The sequence below is a fragment of the Halomicrobium sp. HArcel3 genome, from assembly GCF_058933135.1.
Genome location: NZ_JBZYDN010000001.1, coordinates 270,950 through 293,853, shown reverse-complemented (window position 1 = coordinate 293,853; position 22,904 = coordinate 270,950). Strand labels below are relative to the sequence as shown.

General features: G+C 66.5%; 16 protein-coding genes. 7 read left to right on the top strand and 9 right to left on the bottom strand.

Features of this window, described 5'->3' with window-relative positions:
• Positions 1-334 precede the first annotated feature (334 nt).
• The 5 genes from gltB to AC5FRV_RS01430 form a co-directional block, all read right to left on the bottom strand.
• Positions 335-4,942 (bottom strand): glutamate synthase large subunit, encoded by a 4,608-nt coding sequence (gene gltB, locus AC5FRV_RS01450; RefSeq protein ID WP_493559346.1) that lies wholly within the window; start codon positions 4,940-4,942, stop codon positions 335-337.
• A gap of 272 nt (positions 4,943-5,214) precedes the next feature.
• Positions 5,215-6,471, bottom strand: coding sequence for a Glu/Leu/Phe/Val family dehydrogenase (locus AC5FRV_RS01445; protein WP_493559345.1), 1,257 nt, complete (start codon positions 6,469-6,471; stop codon positions 5,215-5,217).
• 614 nt (positions 6,472-7,085) lie between these two features.
• On the bottom strand, positions 7,086-8,540 hold the full coding sequence (proS, locus tag AC5FRV_RS01440) for a proline--tRNA ligase (protein WP_493559344.1): 1,455 nt from the start codon (positions 8,538-8,540) through the stop codon (positions 7,086-7,088).
• A gap of 401 nt (positions 8,541-8,941) precedes the next feature.
• Complete coding sequence (locus tag AC5FRV_RS01435) at positions 8,942-9,658, bottom strand: hypothetical protein (protein WP_493559343.1); 717 nt, start codon at positions 9,656-9,658, stop codon at positions 8,942-8,944.
• Positions 9,659-9,718: 60 nt separating this feature from the next.
• Entirely contained in the window at positions 9,719-10,234 is a 516-nt protein-coding gene (locus AC5FRV_RS01430) for a DUF7984 family protein (RefSeq protein WP_493559342.1), read from the bottom strand.
• 259 nt (positions 10,235-10,493) lie between these two features.
• Here AC5FRV_RS01430 and AC5FRV_RS01425 point away from each other — a divergent pair, with 259 nt between their 5' ends.
• The 5 genes from AC5FRV_RS01425 to AC5FRV_RS01405 all read left to right on the top strand — a co-directional run bounded on the left by AC5FRV_RS01425 (position 10,494) and on the right by AC5FRV_RS01405 (position 15,953).
• On the top strand, positions 10,494-12,413 hold the full coding sequence (locus AC5FRV_RS01425; protein WP_493559341.1) for a beta-CASP ribonuclease aCPSF1: 1,920 nt from the start codon (positions 10,494-10,496) through the stop codon (positions 12,411-12,413).
• A 45-nt stretch (positions 12,414-12,458) separates the two neighbouring features.
• Positions 12,459-12,914 carry a MaoC family dehydratase gene (locus tag AC5FRV_RS01420; RefSeq protein ID WP_493559340.1) on the top strand — a complete coding sequence of 152 codons (456 nt, stop codon included), beginning with the start codon at positions 12,459-12,461 and terminating at the stop codon, positions 12,912-12,914.
• 64 nt (positions 12,915-12,978) lie between these two features.
• Positions 12,979-14,178 (top strand): outer membrane protein assembly factor BamB family protein, encoded by a 1,200-nt coding sequence (locus tag AC5FRV_RS01415; protein ID WP_493559339.1) that lies wholly within the window; start codon positions 12,979-12,981, stop codon positions 14,176-14,178.
• Between the two features lie 247 nt (positions 14,179-14,425).
• Positions 14,426-15,670, top strand: a complete 1,245-nt coding sequence (locus AC5FRV_RS01410) for an MFS transporter (RefSeq protein ID WP_493559338.1) — start codon at positions 14,426-14,428, stop codon at positions 15,668-15,670.
• Between the two features lie 100 nt (positions 15,671-15,770).
• Positions 15,771-15,953, top strand: a complete 183-nt coding sequence (locus tag AC5FRV_RS01405; protein ID WP_493559337.1) for a DUF7511 domain-containing protein — start codon at positions 15,771-15,773, stop codon at positions 15,951-15,953.
• A gap of 84 nt (positions 15,954-16,037) precedes the next feature.
• Here AC5FRV_RS01405 and AC5FRV_RS01400 read toward each other — a convergent pair whose 3' ends face one another.
• Positions 16,038-16,409, bottom strand: a complete 372-nt coding sequence (locus tag AC5FRV_RS01400) for a DUF5658 family protein (protein WP_089816826.1) — start codon at positions 16,407-16,409, stop codon at positions 16,038-16,040.
• Between the two features lie 169 nt (positions 16,410-16,578).
• Between AC5FRV_RS01400 and AC5FRV_RS01395 the strand changes: the two genes are divergently transcribed.
• Complete coding sequence (locus AC5FRV_RS01395) at positions 16,579-17,187, top strand: GNAT family N-acetyltransferase (protein WP_493559336.1); 609 nt, start codon at positions 16,579-16,581, stop codon at positions 17,185-17,187.
• A gap of 18 nt (positions 17,188-17,205) precedes the next feature.
• On the opposite strand, the gene AC5FRV_RS01390 is transcribed toward AC5FRV_RS01395, so the two are convergent.
• Positions 17,206-19,020 (bottom strand): acyl-CoA carboxylase subunit beta, encoded by a 1,815-nt coding sequence (locus AC5FRV_RS01390; RefSeq protein ID WP_493559335.1) that lies wholly within the window; start codon positions 19,018-19,020, stop codon positions 17,206-17,208.
• Between the two features lie 117 nt (positions 19,021-19,137).
• On the opposite strand from AC5FRV_RS01390, the gene AC5FRV_RS01385 reads away from it, so the two are divergent.
• The gene (locus tag AC5FRV_RS01385) at positions 19,138-21,177 is read left to right on the top strand and encodes a PKD domain-containing protein (protein WP_493559334.1); all 2,040 of its coding nucleotides are present in this window, start codon (positions 19,138-19,140) and stop codon (positions 21,175-21,177) included.
• A gap of 33 nt (positions 21,178-21,210) precedes the next feature.
• Here the strand turns inward: AC5FRV_RS01385 and AC5FRV_RS01380 are convergent, their stop codons facing one another.
• Positions 21,211-22,110 (bottom strand): class 1 fructose-bisphosphatase, encoded by a 900-nt coding sequence (locus tag AC5FRV_RS01380; RefSeq protein ID WP_493559333.1) that lies wholly within the window; start codon positions 22,108-22,110, stop codon positions 21,211-21,213.
• The gene (locus tag AC5FRV_RS01375) at positions 22,107-22,895 is read right to left on the bottom strand and encodes a class I fructose-bisphosphate aldolase (protein ID WP_493559332.1); all 789 of its coding nucleotides are present in this window, start codon (positions 22,893-22,895) and stop codon (positions 22,107-22,109) included. Before AC5FRV_RS01375 ends, AC5FRV_RS01380 begins: the two co-directional genes overlap by 4 nt.
• Between the last annotated feature and the right edge of the window lie 9 nt (positions 22,896-22,904).

Genomic DNA, 22,904 nt, shown 5'->3' with positions numbered 1-22,904 from the left:
GGCAGCCCCTGCTGAGCGAGCGAAGCGTCGAGTGATTCAGATTTTCCGACCCGTCTTCACTAAACGGTTGCTAACGGTCGGCGACGTATCGACCAGAGGGTGGCAAAGCCGTCGCCGTGACCACGATCTCGAACACATCGAACGTCCTCGGGCCGATCGAACGAGCCCACGATTGGGCACGTGCAGAAACAGTCGAAAGCGAACGAACGGAGCTGTCCGGTCCCTCATAGTGGTGGTTGTAACTATTTTCAAGGGGCAGACACTACCAGTGGTGAATCGGAGCTGAACCGGCCGGTTGCGAAGAGACACCGGTAAAGAATTACAACCACCACTATCAGTCGTCGCTCTGGGCGGCGAAGTCGGCGTCGTTGCCGTCGGCGGTCGGCGTCGCGGCCTCGGGCAGTTCGTTGCGCACGTCGTGGCGGTCGCCCTCGGCGATGATCTCCGCGTAGGCGTCGGGGAGGACGCGGACGAAGTCCGAGACGGCCTCGTCCCAGTCGTCGAGGAGTTCGTTCGCGCGGTCCGAGTCGGTGTAGGCCGCGTGGTTCTCGACCAGTCGGGTGATCATGGCCTCGTCCTTCGGTTCGAGCGTCGTCGAGAGCGACGCCATCCCGGTGTTGGCCTTCGGTTCGAGTTCGTCGTCGGGGTCGTAGACGTAGGCGACACCGCCGGACATGCCGGCCGCGAAGTTCTTGCCCGTTCCCCCGAGAACGACGACGGCGCCGCCGGTCATGTACTCGCAGCCGTGGTCGCCGACGCCCTCGACGACGCCTTTGACGCCGGAGTTGCGGACGCCGAAACGCTCGCCGGCCATCCCGTTGACGTACAGTTCGCCGTCGGTCGCGCCGTAGAGCGCGACGTTACCGACGAGGATGTTCTCGGCGGCGTCGTAGCCGGCGGCCTCGGGCGTCCGGACGATCAGTTTCCCGCCGGAGAGACCCTTGCCGACGTAGTCGTTGGCGGTGCCGACGAGGTTCATCGTGACGCCGCTCTGGAGGAAGGCACCGAAGGACTGGCCCGCGGAGCCGTCGAAGTCGACCTGGATGGTGTCGTCCGGGAGTCCGGGGACGCCGTGGGCCCGGGTGATGCGATTCGACAGCGTCGCGCCGACGGCGCGGTCAGCGTTGTCCACGTCCGTCGCGATAGTGACCGGCTCACCGCGTTCGAGCGCGGGTTCGGCCGCGTCGACGAGGTCCCAGTCGAGTTGCTCGTCGACGTCGTGGTTCTGCTCGCGGGTCTTGTAGGCGTCGTCGTCGCCCGCGGGTTCGGCCAGCAATCCGGAGAGGTCGAGCTTCTTCGCCTTGGGGTTCTCGACGTCGTCGCGCTGGCGGAGGACGTCGACCTGGCCGACCATCTCGTCGACGGTGGCGAAGCCGAGTTCGGCCATTATCTCCCGGAGTTCCTCGGCGACGAACGTCATGTAGTTGATGACGTGCTGGGGCTCACCGGGGAAGCGCTCGCGGAGCGTCTCGTTCTGGGTGGCGATGCCGACCGGGCAGGTGTTCTCGTGGCACTGGCGGGCCATCACGCAGCCGGAGGTGACCATCGACGCGGTCCCGAAGGTGTACCCCTCGGCGCCCAGCAGCGTCGCGACGGCGACGTCGCGGCCGGTCTTCATCCCGCCGTCGGTGGTGACCTTGATGCGCGAGCGCAGGCCCGTCGCGCGGAGCATCTGGTTGGCCTCGGAGAGTCCGAGCTCCCACGGGAGGCCGACGTTCTTGATGGACGTCTTGGGCGAGGCGCCGGTGCCGCCGGAGTGGCCCGAGATGTGGACCACGTCGGCGTTGGCCTTGGCGACGCCGGCGGCGATGGTGCCGATACCGTCCTCGGCGACCAGCTTGACGTTGATGTCGGCCTCCGGGTTGCCGGCCTTCAGGTCGTGGATGAGTTGCTTGAGGTCCTCGATGGAGTAGATGTCGTGCTGGGGCGGCGGGGAGATGAGGCCGACGCCCGGGGTCGAGTGGCGGACGTGGGCGATCATCTCGTTGACCTTCTTGCCCGGTAAGTGGCCACCCTCGCCGGGCTTGGAGCCCTGGGCCATCTTGATCTGGAGTTCGTCAGCCGACGTGAGGTAGCCAGAGGTGACCCCGAAGCGGCCGGAGGCGACCTGCTTGGTCGAGCACTCCTTCTCGGTGCCGAACCGCTCCGGCGGTTCGCCGCCCTCGCCGGTGTTCGAGGTGGCGCCCAGCCGGTTCATCGCGATGGCGTTGTTCTCGTGCATCTCCGGCGAGAGACTCCCGAGGCTCATCGCGGCCGTCTCGAACCGTTTCACGATGTCCTCGACTGGTTCGACCTCCTCGATGGAAATCGACTCCCGGGACCCGTCGTCGAATTCCAGCAGCCCGCGCAGCGTCTGGAGGTTCTGCTGCTGGTCGTTGATCTGCTCGGCGAACTCCTGGTACTGCTCGTAGTCGCCGGTGCGGACCGCCTGCTGGAGCGCGCCGACGGTGCTCGGGTTCCACTGGTGGTGGATGCCGTTCGAGCGGAACTCGTACTCGCCCTGGCGCTCCATCTCCGGGTCATCGTCGCTCCAGGCGACCTCGTGACGATGGAGCAAGTCCTCCTCGACGTCCTCGACGTCGATGCCGCCGGTGCGGCAGGTGGTGCCCTCGAAGTACTCGGCGACGAAGTCCGAGTCGAGACCGACGGCCTCGAAGATCTGGGCGCCCTGGTACGATTCGACCGTCGAGATGCCCATGCGGGCCATCGTCTTCAGCAGACCGTCCTCGACGGCCTTGACGTACGACCGGATCGCCCTGTCGGTGTCGGCGCCGTCCGGCCCGGCGACCAGGTCCTCGATGGTCTGGTAAGCCAGGTAGGGGTTGACCGCGCCGGCGCCGTAGCCGACAAGCGTCGCGACGTGGTGGGTGGCGCGCGGGTCACCGGACTCGACGACGAGACCGACGTGGTTGCGCAGACCGTTGCGGACGAGGTGGTGGTGGACGCCGCCCACGGCGAGCAGGCTCGGGATGGGAACCCGGTCCGGACCGGCAGCCCGGTCCGAGAGGACGACGACGTCGTGTTCGGTCGCGGCGTCGGTCGCCTCCTCGCGGACGGACTCGACGGCCGCTTCGAGGTCGGTCTCGCTCTCGTCGTAGGTGATGTCGACGACGGCCGTCGAGAGGCCGTTGGCGTCCAGTTCCTTGATCGCGGTCGTCTCCTCGTCGGTGAGAATCGGCGAGTCGAGCACGAGCTGTCGGGCGTGTTCGGGCGACTCGTCCAGGATGTTGCGCTGGTAGCCGAGTCGCGACTCCAGCGAGGTGACGAGTTCCTCGCGGATGTTGTCCAGCGGCGGGTTCGTCACCTGGGCGAAGAGCTGTTTGAAGTAGGTGAACAGCGGTCGGTTGAACTGCGAGAGGACGGACAGCGGCGTGTCGTCGCCCATCGAGCCGACGGGGTCCTTGCCCTTGTGGGCCATCGGTTCGATGAGGTGGTCGACCTCGTCGTACGTGTAGCCGTAGGCGGCCTGGTGGCTCCGGAGGTCGTCGACTGCTGCGCGTGGAAGCGGGTCAGCCCGGTCGGTGAGGTCGTCGAGGTGAACTTGCTCTTCGGCGACCCACTCGCCGTACTTCTCGTCGGTAATGTCCTCGAACACTTCCTCGTCGGGGATGACGCGGCCCTGTGCGGGGTCAGCGAGGAAACACTGGCCTGGCTGGAGTCGCCCGCGTTCGGCGATCTCCTCCGGGCTGTGGTCGAGCGCGCCGGCCTCTGAGGCCATCACGAGCGTGTTGTCCGCGAGCACGTCGTAGCGGCACGGGCGCAGGCCGTTTCGGTCGAGTACGGCTCCGATGCGTTCCCCGTCGGTCGCCGCGACGAGCGCGGGGCCGTCCCACGGCTCGACGAGCGAGGCGTGGTAGTCGTAGAAGTCACGACGGTCGCCCTGGACGTCGTTCAACTCGCCGCGCCAGGCCTCCGGGACGAGCATCCGGAGCGCGTGGGGGAGGTCCCGACCGCCCTGGAGCAGGAGTTCGAGGGCGTTGTCGACGCTGGCGGTGTCGGACTGCTCGGGGTCGTCGATGATCGGCTTGATCTTCTCTATCTCTGCTCGCGGTTCGTCACCGCTCGCTCGTTCGTCGGCGCTTCGCGCCGACCGGTCCCCGAAGGCCTCGCTCGCGATGTCCGTCTCGCGTGCGCGCATCCAGTTGATGTTGCCCTGGATGGTGTTGAACTCGCCGTTGTGGATGATGTTCCGGTACGGATGGGCGAGGTGCCAGGCACCGAGCGTGTTCGTCGAGAAACGCGCGTGGACGAGTGCGAACGTCGATTCCATGCGCTCGTCGGTCAGGTCGGGGAAGTACGTCGGTAGCTGCTCGGCAGTGAGAAGCCCCTTGTAGACGATGGTTTCGCGGTCGAGCGAGCAGACGTAGAAGCGCTCGTGACCGGGCGGCTGTTCCGCCTCGACGGTGTTCTCAAGCACGCGCCGGGCGACGTACAGGCGTCGGTCGAACGCCTCGCCGGTCAGCCCGTCGGTCGAGCGGACGAACACCTGCATCACGGACGGTTCGGATTCCAGTGCGGTCGCGCCGAGTTCCTCGTTGTTCGTGGGGACGGTTCGCCAGGCGACGACGTCGAGGCCCTCGTCGGCGAACGCGGACTCGACGACGCCCACAAGTTCTGCGGCGGCGTCCTGGTCCTGCGGGAGGAAGAGGGTGCCGACGGCGTACTCGCCGGGTTCGCCCAGGTCCTCGTCGACCTCCTCGACGAAGAACTCGTGGGGCAACTGGAGCATGATCCCGGCGCCGTCGCCGGTGTTCTCCTCGGCACCGGTGGTGCCGCGGTGCTCCAGGTTCGCGAGCAGTTCGAGCCCGTCCTGTACGACCCAGTGTTCGGAGCCGCCGTCGAGGTCCATGACGACCCCGACGCCACAGTTCGACCGTTCGTCGGTGGGGTCCGCGAGCCCTGCGGCGCCCGTGGCCTCACCAGTAGCGTCTTCTCCAGTCATCTACCCGTACGTTGATTCCATCGATAAAGAGCGTACTCCTGAAGGTATTAGGGTTGTACTATCACATTTAAGGCCATATATATCTATCACGGTAAATCACCACGATCGGACCGGCGATCGCAGTCGACGGGGAGCAGCCAGCCACGGGAGAAGAAAGAACGGGAACCAACTTCAACCTGATGTCGACAAATAGTCGTAACTGAGTATTGGAATTGTTCGAACGTCAAAGTATCTGGAGAGTTATCTGCGCAGGCCGGCAGGGAGACGGCCGGCTAGGGCCAGACGCCGCCTTCCCCGGCCGACTGGACGACGCGCTGGAGCGCAACGACGTAGGCCGCGTTGCGGAACGTCGGCAGGTCGTGGTCCTCGTAGGCGTCTACGAGGTTCCAGAACTGCTCGACGATGATCGATTCGAGTTCGTCGTTGACGCGCTCCTCCTCCCAGTAGAAACGCTGTCGGTTCTGGACCCACTCGAAGTAGGAGACGGTGACGCCCCCGGCGTTGGCCAGGATGTCGGGCACGACGATGACGTCCTTGTCGGCGAGCACGTCGTCGCCCTTCGGCGTGATCGGGCCGTTGGCTGCCTCTGAGATGACGTCCGCCTCGACGCCCTGGGCGATATCCTCGGTGATGGCGTTCTCGAGGGCCGCCGGAATCAGCAGGTCGACGTCGAGCTGGAGCAGCTCGTCGTTGGTGATCTCCTCGTCGGCGCCCTCGAAGCCGACGACGCTCCCGGTCTCGCGCTTGTGGTCCTTCGCGGCGACGGCGTCGAAGCCGTCCTCGTTGTAGACGCCGCCACTGGAGTCGGAGACGGCGACGACCGTCCCGCCCATCTCCTCGATGAGCTTCGCGGAGATCCAGCCGGCGTTTCCGTAGCCCTGGACTGCGACGGTGGCGCCCTCGACGTCCTTGTCGAGGTAGTCGAATGCCTCGCGCGCGGCGATGACCGTGGAACGGCCGGTCGCCTCGACGCGGCCCTCGCTCCCGCCGGAGGCCAGGTCCTTGCCCGTGATGACGCCAGGCTCGGTGGTGTTTTCCAGCGTCTCGTAGGTGTCCTTGATCCAGTTCATCTCGCGCTGACCGGTGTTGACGTCCGGCGCGGGGACGTCCCGGTCCTCGCCGATGAGGGGCGTGAGTTCCTTCGCGAACGACCTGGTGATCCGCTCCAGTTCTGCCTCGGAGTACTCGTCGGGGTCGATGATGATGCCGCCCTTGCCGCCGCCCAGCGGGATGCCGACCGTCGCACACTTGTACACCATCCAGCCCGAGAGGGCCTTTACCTCGTCGCGGGACACCTGCGGGTGGTAGCGGATGCCACCCTTGTACGGCCCGCGGTCGCCGTTGAACTGCGAGCGGAACGCGCGGAAGACCTCGATGTCGCCGTCGTCCATCTCGACGGAGAGGTTCGTCTCGAGGATGCGCTCCGGGTTCTTGATGCGAGTGAGCATGCCCTCGTCGATGTCGAGGTACGCCGCAGCGTCGTCGACCTGTTCCTGTAAGCTCTCGAACGGATTGACGTCGTCTGCCATAACTGGACGTTTGTATAATGGAGTTAAAAGTGAATCGGAATTCGTTCGCCGAATGGCTGACAAACCATGAGGAACGGGGCAGTTTTGTTTTAGTTCTTAAGTCCATTTAGACTAATAAGGTCACCTATTATACGATTAAGGAACAATCTATCGTGATAGATCGGCAGTTTCGTGATATCGTCGGGGCCAGGGCGGTGAGGAAAGCTCCCACAGTCTGCCGTTCGTCCGACTGAAGTCTGACGGTGATTTATACGGGATGGCGGGACACGATTCCCTGGGGGCGCCGGAAATGTCACACGCTCCCTCCCCAACTCGTCCGACTGGACGGTTCAGGCGGTCGGTTCTCTGAAGGCACGTCCGCGAACAGCAGCGGTTATCCCTACGCCGTGGGCTTCGAACGGCCCCGCTCCCGGAAGAACGAATCGCGGAGAAAACAGGTCGCGACGTGGGAACTAGTAGCTCTTCGCGAAGTACGCCGACCTTTTACTTCGTCGGGTGTCCTCGCTCACTTCGTTCACTGCGGGCACCGCTCCTCGCAAAACGTCGGGGAAAACCGCCGAGGGCTCGCTCCGCTCGCCTCGGTGAAACCGCGCTCACTCCGTTTGCGCGGTATGCTAGTAGCTCTTCGCGAAGTAGGCCGTCTCTTCGGCCTCCTCGCCACAGATGGCACAGTCGTCGTGGATCGGTTCCTCGTCGCGGTCGAGGGGAACCATCACGATTTCGGCGGCGATGGCGTCCTTGATGGGCTCTTCACAGGCCTCGTCACCGCACCAGCCGCACTGGACGTAGCCGCCGTGCTGGCCGAGGGTGCCGAGAATCTCCTCGCGGGACTCGGCCTCGCGGATTTCCCCTTCCAGGGTCTCCTCGGCGCTGGCGTAGAGCTTGGCGAAGACGGCGTCGAGTTGCTCCTCGACCGTCGCGGGCAGGTCCTCGCGGCTCTCGGTGACCGACTCGCCGTCGGGCCGGTGGGAGAAGGTGACCTCCCCGTCTTCCATCTCGTTGGGACCGACCTCGATGCGGAGGGGGACGCCCTTGAGCTCCCAGTCGTTGTACTTGAAGCCGGGATTGCGGTGGTCGCGGTCGTCGAGGTGGACGCGGACGCCCGCCTCGTCGAGTTCCGCGGCGATGTCGGCGGAGTACTCCAGGATCTCCTCCTGGGTGTCCTCGGAGTAGATGGGGACGACGACGACCTGCTCGGGTGCGAGCGCGGGCGGGAGCACGAGACCCTGGTCGTCGGAGTGCGTCATGATGAGCGCGCCCATCGCGCGCCAGGAGAGCCCCCACGAGGTGGTGTGGGCCGTCTGCATCTCCTCGTCCTCGTCGACGAACTCGATGTCGAACGCCTCCGCGAACGACGTGCCGAGGTAGTGGGAGGTGCCGCCCTGGACGGACTTCCCGTCGGGCATCAGCGCCTCCACGGTGCTCGTCGTGTGCGCGCCGGGGAACTTGTCGTGTTCGGGCTTGCGGCCCTTCATGACGGGCATCGCCATCACCTCCTCGTAGAGGCGCTCGTACTGGTCGAGGCGCGTCATCGTCTCGTCCCAGGCGCTCTCCTCGTCGGCGTGGGCGGTGTGGCCCTCCTGCCAGAGGAACTCCTTCGTCCGGAAGAACGGCTTGGTCTCCGTGGCCTCCCAGCGCACGACCGAACACCACTGGTTCAGCCGCAGGGGCAGGTCGCGGTGCGAGCGCGTCCACTGGGCCAGGAACGGCGCGATGATGGACTCGCTGGTGGGCCTGACCGCCAGTCGCTCCTCAAGTTCCTCGTTGCCGCCGTGGGTGACCCACGCGACCTCGGGATCGAACCCCTCGACGATGTCCTTCTCCTTCTCCAGGTAGCTCTCGGGGATGAACAGCGGGAAGTAGGCGTTCTGGACACCAGTCTCCTTGAACCAGCCGTCGAGGTTCTCCTGCAGCCGTTCCCACACCGCGTACCCGCGCGGACGCGTGACGATGAAGCCGCCCATGGGTGCGTAGTCCGCCATCTCTCCCTTCTGGACGACCTCCGCGTACCAGTCACCCGTCTGGTGGGACTTCGAACTCGTGATTCCCAGGTCCTGCTCGTCGGTCATACCTGGTATTGATTCGTGGGGGGAATAAACGCGCTGTGTTTCGCACGCCTGGGAAGAGTCACAGCCCACCGGGATCCGAAAGAAGATACCGACGATAGCAACTTGAAAGCCCCTGGCCTCTCGACTCGGGGGCCTTGCTGCGCTCCTCGTCGTTCGCTCGCTCACTCCTGCGGTGCTTGCTGCGTCCGCCTTCGTCGAGAGACCAGCCCCTTTCATTCCCACCCCGCGTGGGTAGGGTCACCAGCCGAACCCTTAAGTCAGATGACGGGACCACCAGGGAATGCCCGGGCCGGTGCCCCGCCTATCCATCATCTTCCACCGGGACCGGCCCGGGCGCTGTTTTCGGGGTCAGGGGGAGGGGGGAGGAGACTTCGCAGACAGGGAGGACTCCGGGGGTGGGGTCAAGCGCCGATGGTCGCCAGCGAAGCGATCGAGTCAGCGATGCGTCGGTCCAGGTCGGTACCGAAAAAGTCCGGGGCCGGGTCGACGTCGACGGCGTAGAACGCCTCCCGCGTCGCGACGAAGTCGACGGCCACGGTCCGGGCCCCGAACCGGTCGAGCAACTCGCGGACGCGGGTGGCCAGTTCGACGTCGACGTCGGCTTCCTCGGCGGCGGGCCGGTAGCCGTCCAGTTCCGACCGGACGACCATCGCGTGGACGTGGGTCTCGACGCCGTCGTCGACCGCGTAGTACCGGTAGGTCACCGGTTCGGTCCGGACGCGCTCGACGAGGACGTCCGCCCGCGCAGCCGTCGGCTGGTCCCAGCGAAACCGGGCTCGTTCGACGGCGTCGCCGTCGGTTTCGGACGGTCCGGTCGACGGCACTTGACAGCCCAGCCGGTCGAGTGCGTGCAGGGCGAGGAGCCGGCAGGAGAGCATCGTCGTCGGTGCGTACCCGTTCCAGGTCTCCAGGCCGGCCCGGTCAGCTTCGCCGAGTACAGCGAACGACCAGGGGCTGAGCACGGTGTTAGCGAGCGCGTCGAGGTCGTCGAGCGCCTGCCCCCCGAGCGGCTCGCCTGGTGCAAAGAACTCGACGCCGAACCCGCGTGCTGCGAGACGTTCGGCCGCCCGCCCGAATACGGGATGGTCGGCCTCGCAGACGATCCCGATGGTGTCCATATCCGCCCCACGGAGGGGGAAAGGAAAAGAGTGGGGACGGCACTGTCACGTGCTTCACTATCACTCGCTTTCGAGTGCGAAGGGGCTGGGACGCTCGCGCCAGGACCACCCGGGCAAGCGCGTCTGGAAACCGGCGGCCAGTGCGGCGTCCAGGTCGTCGAGTCCCGCCCCGTCACCCGGATCCTCCGGGTCCTCGGGGTCATCGAGGTCGCCGTGGGTTCGGACGTCGGCGTAGTGAAACGTCGCCTCGGCCAGCAGTCGCAGGGGCTGGTCGCCGGCTATCGTCGCGGCGAGTTCCCGACCGATCAGTTCGTCGACGACGAACCCCGGGTAGTCGCCCACGACGTCGAGGTCGCGGAGGATAGCGATCATGGCGGCGACGTTGACCGCGCGGTCGCCGTCGGCGAAGACGGCGTCGACCGCGTCGTCGACCTGGTCCACGGTGACGGTGTCGACGTCGACGTCGAAGTGGTCACCCAGGCCCGCGCGCGTCTCGTTTATCAGCTCGGTGACGACGGGCGTTCGCTCCGCGACCCAGTTCTGCTGGTCGCGGACTGTCTCTCGCGTCACGTGCATAGCGACGATTCGTCTCCACTGGGCAATTGTCTACCGACTGCCAGCCGGTCGGCCATCGGAAACTCTGTATTGCGAAGGCTTTTATATTGGCAGGAGATACGCTGAACCATAGGCCGGTTTTCCGGGCGTTCGACGGTCCGGAGACGTTACCGAGAGCCGATTACAGAGTTTCAATGATGTTCCTAGACCGTGTCGAACCTGGGTCACGCTGGTCGTCGGGTCCAGCCGCCCCGGGAACCGCCACAATCGCGTCTGAGTCATGAGTACGGTAGACAAGCAGCTAGAGACGGTCCGCGCAACGATCGCCGACGAGGTTCCGAACCGAATCTCCATCTCCGACGTGAAATACGAAGGGCCCGAACTCGTCATCTACACCCGGGATCCCAGGGAGTTCGCCAGCGACGGGGACCTGATCCGTCGGCTCGCGAGCAAACTCCGCAAGCGGATCACCGTCCGTCCCGACCCCGAGGTGCTCTCACCGGCCGACCAGGCCCGCGAAGAGATTTCGGACGTCATCCCCGAGGAGGCAGGCGTCACGGATCTGGACTTCCACGCCGACACTGGCGAGGTCGTCATCGAGGCCCAGAAGCCCGGGATAGTCATCGGTCGCCACGGCGCGACCCTCCGGGAGATAACACAGAAAGTCGGCTGGACGCCGGAAGTCGTCCGGACGCCGCCCATCGAGTCCTCGACGGCCCAGAACGTCCGCAACTTCCTCAAGCAGGAGCGCGAGGACCGCCGGGACATCCTCGAACGCGTCGGCCGCCAGATCCACCGCGAACCCATGTCCGACGACGAGTGGGTCCGGATCACGACGCTGGGCTGTTGTCGCGAGGTGGGCCGCGCCGCGTTCATCCTCTCGACGCCGGATACACGGATCCTCGTCGACTGCGGCGACAAGCCCGGTGCCGAGGACGAGATGCCCTACCTCCACATCCCCGAAGGGCTCGGGTCGGGCGCAACGTCCATCGACGCGGTCGTGCTCACCCACGCGCACCTCGACCACTCCGCGTTCGTCCCGCTGCTGTTCGAGCACGGCTACGACGGCCCCATCTACTGTACCGAACCGACGCGGGACCTGATGGGACTGCTCACGCTTGACTACATCGACGCCGCCTCGAAGGAAGGTCGCACCCAGCCCTACGACTCCGAGATGGTCCGCGAGGCGATCAAGCACACCGTCCCCATCGAGTACGGCGACGTCACGGACATCGCGCCGGACGTCAAGCTGACGCTACACAACGCCGGGCACATCCTCGGCTCCGCCGTGTCGCACTTCCACATCGGCGATGGCCTCTACAACGTCGCCTTCTCCGGTGACATCCACTACGACGACACGCGGCTGTTCGACGGCGCGGTCAACGACTTCCCGCGCGTCGAGACGCTCGTCCTCGAATCGACCTACGGCGGGCGCAACGACTACCAGACCGACCAGGGCGACTCCGAACGCGACCTCAAGCGCGTCATCAACGAGACCTACGAGCGGGACGGCACGGTGCTCGTCCCCGCCTTCGCCGTCGGTCGCTCCCAGGAGATAATGCTCGTCCTAGAGGAGGCGATGCGTAACGGCGACATCCCGGAGATGCCCGTCCACCTCGACGGCATGATCTGGGAGGCCACCGCCATCCACACGACCTACCCCGAGTACCTCCGCGACGACCTCCGGGACCGCATCTTCGACGAGGACGAGAACCCGTTCCTCGCCGACCAGTTCAACCACATCGACGACGGCGAGGACGAACGCCAGGCCGTCGCCGACGGCGAGCCCTGTATCGTTCTCTCCACGTCGGGGATGGTCACCGGCGGGCCGATCACGTCCTGGCTCGAACACCTCGGCCCCGACCCGGACTCGTCGATGGTCTTCGTCGACTACCAGGCCCAGGGAACGACCGGACGCCGGATTCAGAACGGCCAGAACGAGATTCCGGTCGGCGACGGCACCGGTCGGACGAACACCGTCTCGATGGAGATGAACGTCGAGACCGTCGACGGGTTCTCCGGCCACGCCGACCGCCAGGGCCTGGAGAACTTCGTCCGGACGATGAACCCCCGCCCCGAGAAAGTGCTCTGCATCCACGGCGACGAATCCGCGACGCAGGACCTGTCTTCCGGGCTCTACCACGAGTTCAACATGCGCACCTTCGCCCCGCAGAACCTCGAGACGTTCCGATTCCTCTGAGAATCCCCGAGACCTTTGCCACGAGCCGACGAAGAGACAGTTCGTATGCCCGGGAAGTACTACGAAGAATTCAGGGTAGGCGAGACCATCGAACACCCCCGCTCGCGAACCATCTCGGAGAGCGACAACCAGCGCTTTTGCGACCTGACGATGAACCAGCAGCCGATCCATCTCGACTCGGAGTTCGCTGCCGAGACGGAGTTCGGCGAGCGCGTCGTCAACGGCCTCTACACCATGTCTCTCGCGGTCGGGATGACGATTCCCGAGACGACGGACGGGACCATCGTCGCCAACCTGGGCTACGACGACGTCGAACACCCCGCGCCCGTCTTCCACGGCGACACCATCCGTGCGGAGACGACGGTACTCGACAAGCGGGAGACCTCCGACGGCGAGCGCGGCGTCGTCACGATGGCCGTCGACGCTCGCAACCAGGACGACGAAGTCGTGTGTTCGTTCGAGCGGACGGTGCTGTCAGAGAAGCGCTCGATGGTTGAATAACCCGTCAGGGAAAGGGTCGAGAGTGTTCGGAACACTTACGTTTTCGACGGAACAGCCGTAGCCGATGCCCTCCAGACGACGACTACTAGCTGCGGCGGGGGCGATCGGTGCCGCAGGCATCGCGGGGATCACCCTGCTAGACGGCGGCGAGGTCGAAGCCGACGCCGGAGAGGACGCCGACACCGAATGGCCGCTCCCCCGATACGACGCGAGAAACACGGCCTACAGCCGCGAGGCCGTCGCACCGCGCGAGGGGTACACCGAAGCCTGGCGAGCGGACCAAGGTACGGCCGGCGGACCGCCGGTGATCGCCGGCGGACGCGTCTATCTCTCGGTCGAGGGCGGGCTCGTTGCGCTGGACGCCGCCACTGGAGACGTGCGCTGGCGGTTCGAAACGGCGGGTCACGGATGGCCGTCAGTCCCCACCGTCCACGGAGAGAGCGTCTACGTTACGGAATACGAGACACGGACAGTACACGCGCTCAAGGCTGAAAGCGGGCAACGAAAATGGTCACTCGAGGAGGAACCCGTCGTCTCTCGGCCCCACGTCGTCGGTGAGGACGGCGCTGGGTTCGTCTTCGCGGGGAGCGAAAACGGCGTGGTTCACAGAATCGACCCGGCGACTGGGACGTCGACCTGGCGTGCGGATCTCTTCGGAACGATCAGTTCCCTCGCTGTCGAGCACGACGTACTCTACGTAGGTACACGGAGCGGTTCCGTAGCAACGTTCGAGTTGCCAGGGAGTCACAACGAGCGACCGGCCGAGCAGTGGCGTGAAGAACTCGGCCCGAGCGTACGATCAGTCGCTCCCTATAGCAGCAAGGTCTTCGTCCAAACGAGGAATGGCGCGCGAGTGCTATACGACTACTCCGACTCCGGCGGGGCCGTCGCTTGGACCGTGCCGAGAGAATGGTCCGCGCACGCTCCGGTCGTACTCAATGGCGAGTTCGTCTCTGCAGGCTGGGAGGGACTCACGGTTCGGAGCCGAGGGACCGGAGAGCGCCTGTGGCAACGCGGCACCGATATCGATCTCGACTCGGCCGCGCCCGTCGGCGCCGGTGACCGGGTATACGTCCCGAACAGCGAGACCGTTGAGGCCTACCGTCTCGGACCAGGACCGCTCGGGGAGGGACCCAAACGATTCACGTACCCATCACAGGGACGCCCGATCGCGGGACTCGCAGTGGCCGACGGAGCCCTGTTCGTCACCTACCAGGCCAACGAGGAACTGAACCCGTCGCTCGTCCGCCTGGATCCCGGTTGAAGACCACCGCTCACGGGAGCCAGTGATCGGCCGGAACGCACGGAGTGCGTGGAGAGAGCAATTGACCGACGTGACGCGTAGACTGTCGGACCCCCGATAATCATGAAAGTCGAGGCGTTCAACCAGGACGACGAGGTGGTCTGTTCCTTCGAGCGAACGGTGCTGTCCGAGCGAGCGGACTGACCGGGCCTACCCCTGCGGCACCGGCCGACAGAGTCTTTGCGCCGATCACCCGACTCCGGAGTAGATGGATCGCGGAGACGGGACCGAACACGGAGACGCCGTGGCTCCCAGTTCCTACGCGCTGGTCGTGCTGGGCGGCGTCAGCTACCTGCTCCTGATGGCAAACTGGTTCGCGCTCGCAGCGTTTCTCGACCCGATCAGCGACCAGCTCGGGTTCACCGGCGCGCAGGCCGGCGCGCTCGTCGGGGCGATACCGCTGACGTACGTCCCCCTCTCGTTGCTCACCGGGGTCGTCCTGGACCGCATCGGCGCGCGGACCGGCATCGCGGCCGCCCTCGCGGTCTTCGGCGTCGCCCAGCTCCTCCGGTCGTTCACCGTCGGCTTCCCGGACATGCTGGCGACGACGGTGCTGCTGGCCATCGGCGCCACGGCGATCACCTTCGGCCTGCCGAAGCTCGTCGCCGGCGTCTTCCCCCCGCGTTTGCTCGGGACGATGTCGACGGTGTACCTGCTGGGTTCGTACGCCGGCATCGCCGCCGCCTACAGCGTCGGTCGCGGCATTCTCGGACCCATGCTCGGCGGCTGGCGACCGACGTTTCGCGTCCTGGCGGTCGTCTCGCTCGCGTTCCTGGCGGTCTGGGTCCCCGTCGCCTGGTGGCACGCGCGCGAGCACGGAACGCCCTACGACCAGGGGACCGAGTCGGCGTTCTCGCTCAGGTCCGTCCGGGAAGACGTGGCCCGGGTGTTCGCCCACCGCGCGATGCGACTGCTCGTCGTCGTCGGGACGGCCTACCTCCTCCTCTCTCACGGCCTCCAGGGATGGCTGCCGACCATCCTCGAGTCACGTGGCCTCGACCCGAGCCTCGCCGCCACCGTCGCCACGCTGTTCGTCGTCGGCCAGGCCGCCGGGACGCTGGTGATCCCGCCCGCGTCGGACCGACTCGGCCGGCGACGCCCCGCGGTCGTGGGCTGTGGCGTCGCCGCCACCGCTGGCGTCGGCTGGCTCGTCGTCGCCGAGAGCGTCGTCGGTGCGGGCGCGGCCGTGCTCGTCGCCGGCGCGGCCGTCGGCGGCGTCTCGCCGCTGATCCGGGCCATCCCCACGGAGATCGAGGACGTCGGCCCGGCACTGACCGCCACTGCCGTCAGCCTGATCTTCGCCGTCGGCGAACTCGGCGGGTTCGCCGGCCCGTTCCTCGTCGGCACGCTTCGCGACGTCACGGGGTCGTTCGTCCCCGGCCTCGTCGCGCTCGCGGTCGGCGCGACGGCGATCGTACTGGCGGGAATGGGCCTCCCCGAACGCACCGAGTGACCGGAACAGGGCCAGATATTCGCCCAATTCTCACCGGCTAAGAATCGGCGGTCAGCTATAACACCGCGTACGTCCCAGCAACAGATAGAGGGGCCAGACTATGTCGATACGCCACCGGGAACTGGACGGAAAAGCGCCGAAACTGATCGGGTACGTCGAGGAAGAGTCCGACGGATCGGCGACGTACACCATCGCTCCCGACGACGTGACGGGATACGACCAGCTGAGCCAGTGGATAACTGCACCGGTGTCGGTCGTCCAGAGCCTCGAAGCGATGCGGTAACGGCCAGGGAGACCGGCGGGCGAGTCCCGATTCGGGAGTCTCGCCAGTACCGGATTTTTCACAGCGATGCCCGGACGCGGGGCCCTACGCCAGCGTGACGGCGTTGAGCGCCACCGCCGTCAGCCAGGGGACCGCCAGTCCGAGCGGGATGACCGGCCCGTGCTGTGGATGCCGCCACCGCACGAGCGCGGCGATGCCGAGTACGGCCACCTTGCCGAGGGCGAGGGTCTCGATGCCCCCCGCGGCGATCGCCCACCGGGCGACCGGATTGCCCTCCGTCAGGCCGTACTGGAGTCCGAGATGCGTCAGGTGCACGTCCGCGACCAGCGCGAAGACGACGACGAGCCAGAGGTGTCGCTCGATCTCCCCGCGGTCGACGCCGGACGCCACCACCCGTTCCGTCAGTGAGTCGGCCCAGTTCGTCACCGGGGACTCCGACGTGTTGCGTGCGTCCATTCCTGCGACGGACCACCATTCACCGTTCCCACCAGGTGCACCGTGGTCCACCGGAGACGTGGGCGCAATATATCAAAAAGCTACCTGTTATTTCCCACGTCGCCCCGGCGAACGAGAATCGATAGCACGGCCGGAGTACCGTTAAGAGCCGGTCTCCCGACGTCGAACCATGGACGAACTCTTCCCGCAACGCATCGAAACCGACCGCCTGGAACTCGAAGCGCTGACGACCGGTACTGTCGACCCGCTAACACTGTATCGGATCGCCTCGCGGCACGAACCGGCCATCGACGAGATAACCAGGTATCTCACCTGGAACCCCCACGAGACGCCGAAGGACTCCCTGGCGTTCATCGAGACGGTCACCGCGGAGCGCGAGGACGGTGACGGCGCCGCCTACCTGATCCGACCGAGAGAGGGCGAGGAGGGCGCCGGTGAAATCGCCGGCGGCGCCGCCCTCGACGTCGACTGGGAGCGCCGTCGCGGCACGCTCGGCGTGTGGTTACGCAAGCGGTTCTGGGGCCGGGGCTACTCCGGCGAGCGCGCGGCGGCGCTGTTCGAACTCGCCTTCGAGCGACTCGACCTGGACGTCGTCGGCGTCACCTGCCACGTGGACAACGAGCAATCCAGGCGCGCCATCGAGAAGTACGTCGAAGCCCACGGCGGTACCTACGAGGGACAGATCCGGAACGAACTCGTCTACGGCGACGAACCGGCCGACGTCCACCGCTACAGCGTCACCCGCGAGGAGTACGACGCGGCGACGGACGGTGACTAGCGGACGACCAGCGCCCCGTTAGATGACCGTCCCGTGTTTCTTCTCGGGCAGGTCCTTCTCGACGGTCTCGTAGAACTCGAACCGGGCCGCCAGCTGGGCCCGGAGGTCGCTCGGCGGGACGATTTCGTCGATGACGACCTCGCTGGCCATCCGGTGGACGTCGATGTCCTCGCGGTACGCCTCCCGGAGTTCCTGCGCGCGGCGTTCCCGTTCCTCGTCGTCCTCGATGTCCTCCAATTTGTTCGCGTAGACGGCGTTGATGGCCGCCTCGGGGCCCATGATAGCGATTTCGCCCGACGGCAGCCCGAGCGTCGCCTCCGGGTCGTAGGCCGGCCCGGACATGGCGTAGATGCCGGCGCCGTAGGCCTTCCGGAGGACGACGCACTGCTTCGGGACAGTCGCCGACGACGTCGCGTAGATCATCTTCTTCCCCTGTTCGAGGATGCCCTCCTTCTCGACCTGTGAGCCGGCCATGAACCCCGGCGTGTCACAGAGGTACAGCAGGGGGACGTCGTAGGCGTCGCAGGTCCAGACGAACTGGGCGGCCTTCTCCGCGGCGTCCGGGAAGATGGCGCCGGCGCGCTGGTTCGGCTGGTTGGCGACGATGCCGACCGGGCGACCGTCGATGCGGGCGAACGCCGTCAGTATCTCGCTTCCGTACTCCGGGCGGAGTTCGAGGACGGAGTCCGCGTCGACCACCCGGTCGATAACTCGCCGGACGTCGTACCCCTTGTTCGGCGCCTCGGGGATGACCGAGTCGATGCCCGCTGGCGATTTCGCTGGATCGGTCCCGTCGGTCTTCGGCGGTGACTCCCCGGCGCTGTCCGGGAGGTAGGAGATCAGCTTCGCGACCAGTTCGCGGGCGTGCTCCTCGTCCTCGGCGACCAGGTCGGCGCTCCCGGAGTGGCGGGCGTGAATCCCGGGGCCGCCGAGTTCGTCCAGGTCGATCTCTTCTCCCGTTACCATCTCGACCATCCGCGGGCTGGCGATGGCCATCGCCGACATCCCCTCCACCATCACCGTGAAATCGGCGAAGACGGGGGTGTAGGCCGCGCCGGCGATGCAGGGGCCGTAGAGGACGCAGATCTGTGGCACCCGCCCGGACAGCATGGAGTGGTTGTAGTAGTACTTCCCGATGCCCTCGCGGTTGGCGAAGAAGCCACGCTGCTGGTCGATGCGCCCGCCAGAGGAGTCCATCAGGTAGAGGACCGGCTTCCCGTTCTTGAGCGCCCGCTGTTGCATCCGGAGGAACTTCTCGACGCCCTTCTCGGCCATCGACCCGGCCTTGACGGTGAAGTCGTTGGCCATGAAGAACAGGTCCCTGCCCTCGAAGGTGGCCGCGCCTGTCAACAGACCGTCGGCGGGGAGCCGGGTGTCCGGATCGGCCTCTTCGACTGACGGGGAATCCTCGTGCCAACTATCGAAGTTGGCGAACGTCCCGTCTTCGAAGTGGACGCCGTCTTCCCGATCTTCCTCGCCCGTCCCGTCGCCTCCGAACCACAGGTCGAGGCGGTCGCGGACGAACAGCTTCCCCTGCTCGCTCAGGCGTTCCCGATACTTCTCCGGGCCACCGCGGTGGATGTCGGCGATTTCGTCGCGGAGGCGGCGCTCGCGGTCGGTCGGCCCGAGTTCCTCCCCGGTTTCGCCGGGAGCATCACTCGGTTCGGAAGCGTGCCCGTCAGCCGCTGGAGACGCGTCGACCTCGTGGACGACGGCGGGTTCCTCGGCGTCGCCGACGAACACCTCGACAGGCTCCCCGACGTGTTCCGCGACTGCGGCGGCGATGGCCGACGCCTCGTCCTCGCTCGCCCCGGCCGCGATGTGCACCTTCATACCACGTACCACGAACGGGGCTGTAACAACGTTTGTCCCCTCCGCGACCGCTCCCGGTTATCACCAGTTGTAATCGCGCCGGGTTATTGATGCTACGGGGTGGGAAACAGCGGGGTAGTGAATTCCTCGTCCCCCGCGACGGCGCCGTCTGCCTTGCCCAGCGAGCGGTGGCGAGCGCGACTCGCGGTCATGGCCGTCGCCGCGGTGCTGGTACTCTCGCTACTACTGGCGAGTCCGGTTGTCGCCCAGGAGTCGGACGACAGTCCGCCGACGCTGGCCGGCGGAGAGCGGGTCAACGCCACGACGATGCAGGTCACCGTCGCGGACGATACGGACGTCGACGAGGGCTCTATCGACGTCGAGGACTTCTCGCTCAGCGACGGCGACCTCGCGTCGATCAACGTCAGCGAGAGCGGATCGAACGCGACGGTGAAACTCTTCCTCGAGTCCGGGATCAACACCGACACAGTAACCGTCCAGAGTCCTGCCGACGGCGACGTCACCGACGCCGCCGGGAACGCGCTCGCGGACGACTCGGTCACCGTCACCGGCATGGACAGCCGACTCCCCTTCCTCCGGGAGTTCAGGCTCAAACGGGTCAACGAGTCGGCCGCGAAGATCGTCGCCCGGTCGAACGAACCCCTGACGGGACTCGCCGTCGAGATCCGCGGCCCGACGGCGGCGAATCTGAGCAGGGCCGACTTCCGCGCCGTCGACGACAACGTCTTCGGCGTCCCCCACGCGCGGACCGTCCACTTTCCCGAAGACGGTGTCTACACCGTCGAGGTGACCTCGCTCGAGGACGAATCAGGTCTCTTCGTCAACCTCACCACGGCAGAGACGTTCGTCCGGGACGCCACGGTCCCGACCGCGGACATAGACGGTCCCAACCATTTCGAAGCCGGCGATCGCGCCCGCTTCGACGGGTCGGCGAGCACGGACAACGTCGGCGTCACTGGCTACGAGTGGACTGTCGACGGCGAGAGTGCCGGCAACGGAAGCAATTTCGAGTACGCTTTCGACGAACCCGGGACCCACCAGGTCGGACTGACCGTCGCCGACGAGGGCGGGAACGCGAATACGGCGAACTGGTCAGTCACGGTTCACGACGCTCCGAGCAAGCGCGGCGTCGGCGTCACGACGACGAACGACAGCGCCCACCGCGTCGTCGTGAGTTCGAATCGAACGGACGAACGCGTCCGGATCACCGACGAGTACGGCCGTCTCGCCGGCGACGACGACGTGACGGTGCGCTCGCTCCGCGTCACGCTCCCGACCGACGAGACGCTCCGCCTCAACGTCTCTGGCAACGCCACGGCGACCGGGTTCGAGTCCGCGACGGGACGCGAGGCGCTCACGTCCGTCGCCATCGAGCACGACAACCAGAGCGTCGCGGACCCGACGTTCCGGTTCTCCGTTTCAGCATCGCGGCTCTCCCGGGCCGGCATCTCCTACTCGGACGTCGCGCTGTACCGCGACGACGGGAACTGGACCGAACTCCCTACCGACGTCGTCCGGGCGACGAAGTCGACGGTCGTCTACGAGGCCGAGTCCCCCGGGCTGTCGACGTTCGTCGTCGGCGCGTCGGGTGCCCAACGCGACTGGGAGGCCAGCGACGGAGCGGCGGCGAACAGCGACGGGGGTGACGGAGGCGACGTTCGCGTCGCCGACGCACGCCTCGTCCGCGACGCCGTCCCCCTCGGGGAGTACGTCGTCGTCGAAGTGACGCTCGCGAACGACGGGACAGAGCAGGGCTCGTTCCTCGCGGGACTGTCGGTGGGTTCCCAGGTCGTCGACACGCGGCAAGTGACGGTCGACGCGGGCGAGACGAGGTCGGTCTCCTTCGCCACGCGCGCTGTCAGCGACGGGACCGTCAGCGTGAACGGCACCGTCGCTGGCGACCTTCGAGTGGTCACGCGGGACGAGACGCCCACCGAAGAAAGCGGGGGCGGCCTGCTCTCGAACGACGGAAACGGTGCCGGCGAGGAAGCCAACGGGAGCGAGAACGATTCCACCGGTGGGTTCGACGTCCCGATACCGAACCCGCTGGCCCTCTGGCCAGACGGGCTGGTCGGGACGATTCTGACCGGCGTTATCGGTCTCGTCGTCGGCACCTACGGCGTGCTCAAGGCGCTCGCTATCTACCTGGGGTACTGACCGGAAAATACTGTGCTGGAACGGGGGAGAGAGTCAGTCGAGCACCGCTTCGAGCCGGTCGACGAGGGCGATATTCCCGACGTAGAGCGGCGTCCGTTCGTGGAGTCCGTCGGGTTCGACGTCCAGCAGCGACTCCTCGCCGTTCGAGGAGCGACCGCCGGCCGTCTCGACGACGTAGCCCATCGGCTGGCCCTCGAACTGGAGGCGCAGTTTGCCCTCGGGGGCGTCGCGGAGCGCGGGGTACGCGAAGATGCCGCCGTAGGTGAGAACCTGGCTGATATCGGCGATCATCGCGCCGCCGTAGCGGAGTTTGAGTTCCTCGCGGACCTCGTCGGCGTACTCGGTGAACGCGACGGTCCAGTTGGGTTCGCCGCCGCCGAAGCCGTACACTGTCGGGTCGTCGGGGATGGTGACGTCGTGGTCGACGACGCGGGACTCGCCGTCGTGGAGGAGGTACTCCGTGACGCTTCCGTCGCGGGCGACGACCATGCTCGTGACCGGGCCGTAGATGACGTAGCCCGCAGCGACCAGATCTCGACCGACCGTCGGCGGCTGGGTCTCGTAGACGCCGAAGATCGTGCCCATGCCGCTGTTAGGCTTGAGGTTCGACGAACCGTCGAGCGGATCCATGGCGACGTGGAGGTCGCCCTCGTCGGTGGCCACGTCGTCGGGCCCGTCCGTGACGACGTCCTCGCGCTCTTCGCTGGCGTAGCTCGCGACGCCGTCGATGGCCAACAGGCGGTCCTCGAACAGTTCGTCGGCGCGGACGTCGGCGGCCAGTTGCTGGTCGCCGGTCGCGTTCGAATCCGCCGTGTACTGGCGGTACTCGGCGATGGCCGTCCGGACGTCGGGCGCCGTCTCCGCGATGGTCTCGACGACGGCGTCGACGGTCGAATCCGTCCGGTCGCCGGAGACGTCGAGCGAGCCGCTCATCGAATTGCAGCGTCGACGGTGTCGTCCTTATAGATGACGCGTTCGAGCGAGTCGAGCAGGCTCTCGGGGTCCTGGCGCTGCCAGACGTTGCGCCCGACGGCGAGACCAGCGCCGCCGGCGTCCATCACTGCGCGGACGCTCTCCAGGAACGCCTCGTCCGAAACTTTGGATCCGCCGCTCATGATGACCTTGGACTTGCCGGCCATCTGAACCGCCTGCTCCATCCCCTGGCGGGAGCCGGGGTACTTGACCTTCGTCACGTCGGCGCCCAGTTCGAGTCCGAGGCGAGCGGCGTAGGCGATAGTGCTCTCCTTGGTGTCGTTCTTGAGACCCTGACCGCGCGGGTAGGACCACAGTACGACGGGCATGTCGTAGTCGCGGGCAGCCTCCTGGGCCTCGCGGAACTCCTCGACCATCTCCGTCTCCTTGTTGGAGCCGGGGTACACCGTGAAGCCGATGGCGTCGGCCTCGAGCTGGGTGGCCGCGTACTCGACGGAACAGGTGACCGACGAGTCCGGCTCGCCCATCCACATGTTGGACGTGCCGTTGAGCTTCGCCAGCAGCGTCACGTCGTCCTCGTAGGAGGGGTAGTACGCCTCCGCGGGTCCCTTCTGGACTGCGAGTGCGGTGACCGCGTCGTGTGTGGCCGTCCGGAAGATGGACTCCGGGTCGGCGCTCTCCGGGCGCTCCTCGAAGTCGACCGGGCCGTGTTCTATGCCGTGGTCGTACGCGAGAATCAGCACTTTGCCGTCCCGAGCCAGTGGGGTGTCGTCGATGGGCCGCATCAGGTGTCG

Bases quoted from the DNA above. Each gene is read 5' to 3' on its own strand.
- AC5FRV_RS01405 (WP_493559337.1), top strand. From the start codon at position 15,771: ATGTCGATACGCCACCGGGAACTGGACGGAAAAGCGCCGAAACTGATC.
- AC5FRV_RS01415 (WP_493559339.1), top strand. From the start codon at position 12,979: ATGCCCTCCAGACGACGACTACTAGCTGCGGCGGGGGCGATCGGTGCC.
- AC5FRV_RS01425 (WP_493559341.1), top strand. From the start codon at position 10,494: ATGAGTACGGTAGACAAGCAGCTAGAGACGGTCCGCGCAACGATCGCC.
- proS (WP_493559344.1), bottom strand. From the start codon at position 8,540: ATGACCGACGAGCAGGACCTGGGAATCACGAGTTCGAAGTCCCACCAG.
- AC5FRV_RS01380 (WP_493559333.1), bottom strand. From the start codon at position 22,110: ATGAGCGGCTCGCTCGACGTCTCCGGCGACCGGACGGATTCGACCGTC.
- AC5FRV_RS01435 (WP_493559343.1), bottom strand. From the start codon at position 9,658: ATGGACACCATCGGGATCGTCTGCGAGGCCGACCATCCCGTATTCGGG.
- AC5FRV_RS01375 (WP_493559332.1), bottom strand. From the start codon at position 22,895: ATGCGGCCCATCGACGACACCCCACTGGCTCGGGACGGCAAAGTGCTG.
- gltB (WP_493559346.1), bottom strand. From the start codon at position 4,942: ATGACTGGAGAAGACGCTACTGGTGAGGCCACGGGCGCCGCAGGGCTC.
- AC5FRV_RS01395 (WP_493559336.1), top strand. From the start codon at position 16,579: ATGGACGAACTCTTCCCGCAACGCATCGAAACCGACCGCCTGGAACTC.
- AC5FRV_RS01420 (WP_493559340.1), top strand. From the start codon at position 12,459: ATGCCCGGGAAGTACTACGAAGAATTCAGGGTAGGCGAGACCATCGAA.
- AC5FRV_RS01430 (WP_493559342.1), bottom strand. From the start codon at position 10,234: ATGCACGTGACGCGAGAGACAGTCCGCGACCAGCAGAACTGGGTCGCG.
- AC5FRV_RS01400 (WP_089816826.1), bottom strand. From the start codon at position 16,409: ATGGACGCACGCAACACGTCGGAGTCCCCGGTGACGAACTGGGCCGAC.
- AC5FRV_RS01410 (WP_493559338.1), top strand. From the start codon at position 14,426: ATGGATCGCGGAGACGGGACCGAACACGGAGACGCCGTGGCTCCCAGT.
- AC5FRV_RS01390 (WP_493559335.1), bottom strand. From the start codon at position 19,020: ATGAAGGTGCACATCGCGGCCGGGGCGAGCGAGGACGAGGCGTCGGCC.
- AC5FRV_RS01445 (WP_493559345.1), bottom strand. From the start codon at position 6,471: ATGGCAGACGACGTCAATCCGTTCGAGAGCTTACAGGAACAGGTCGAC.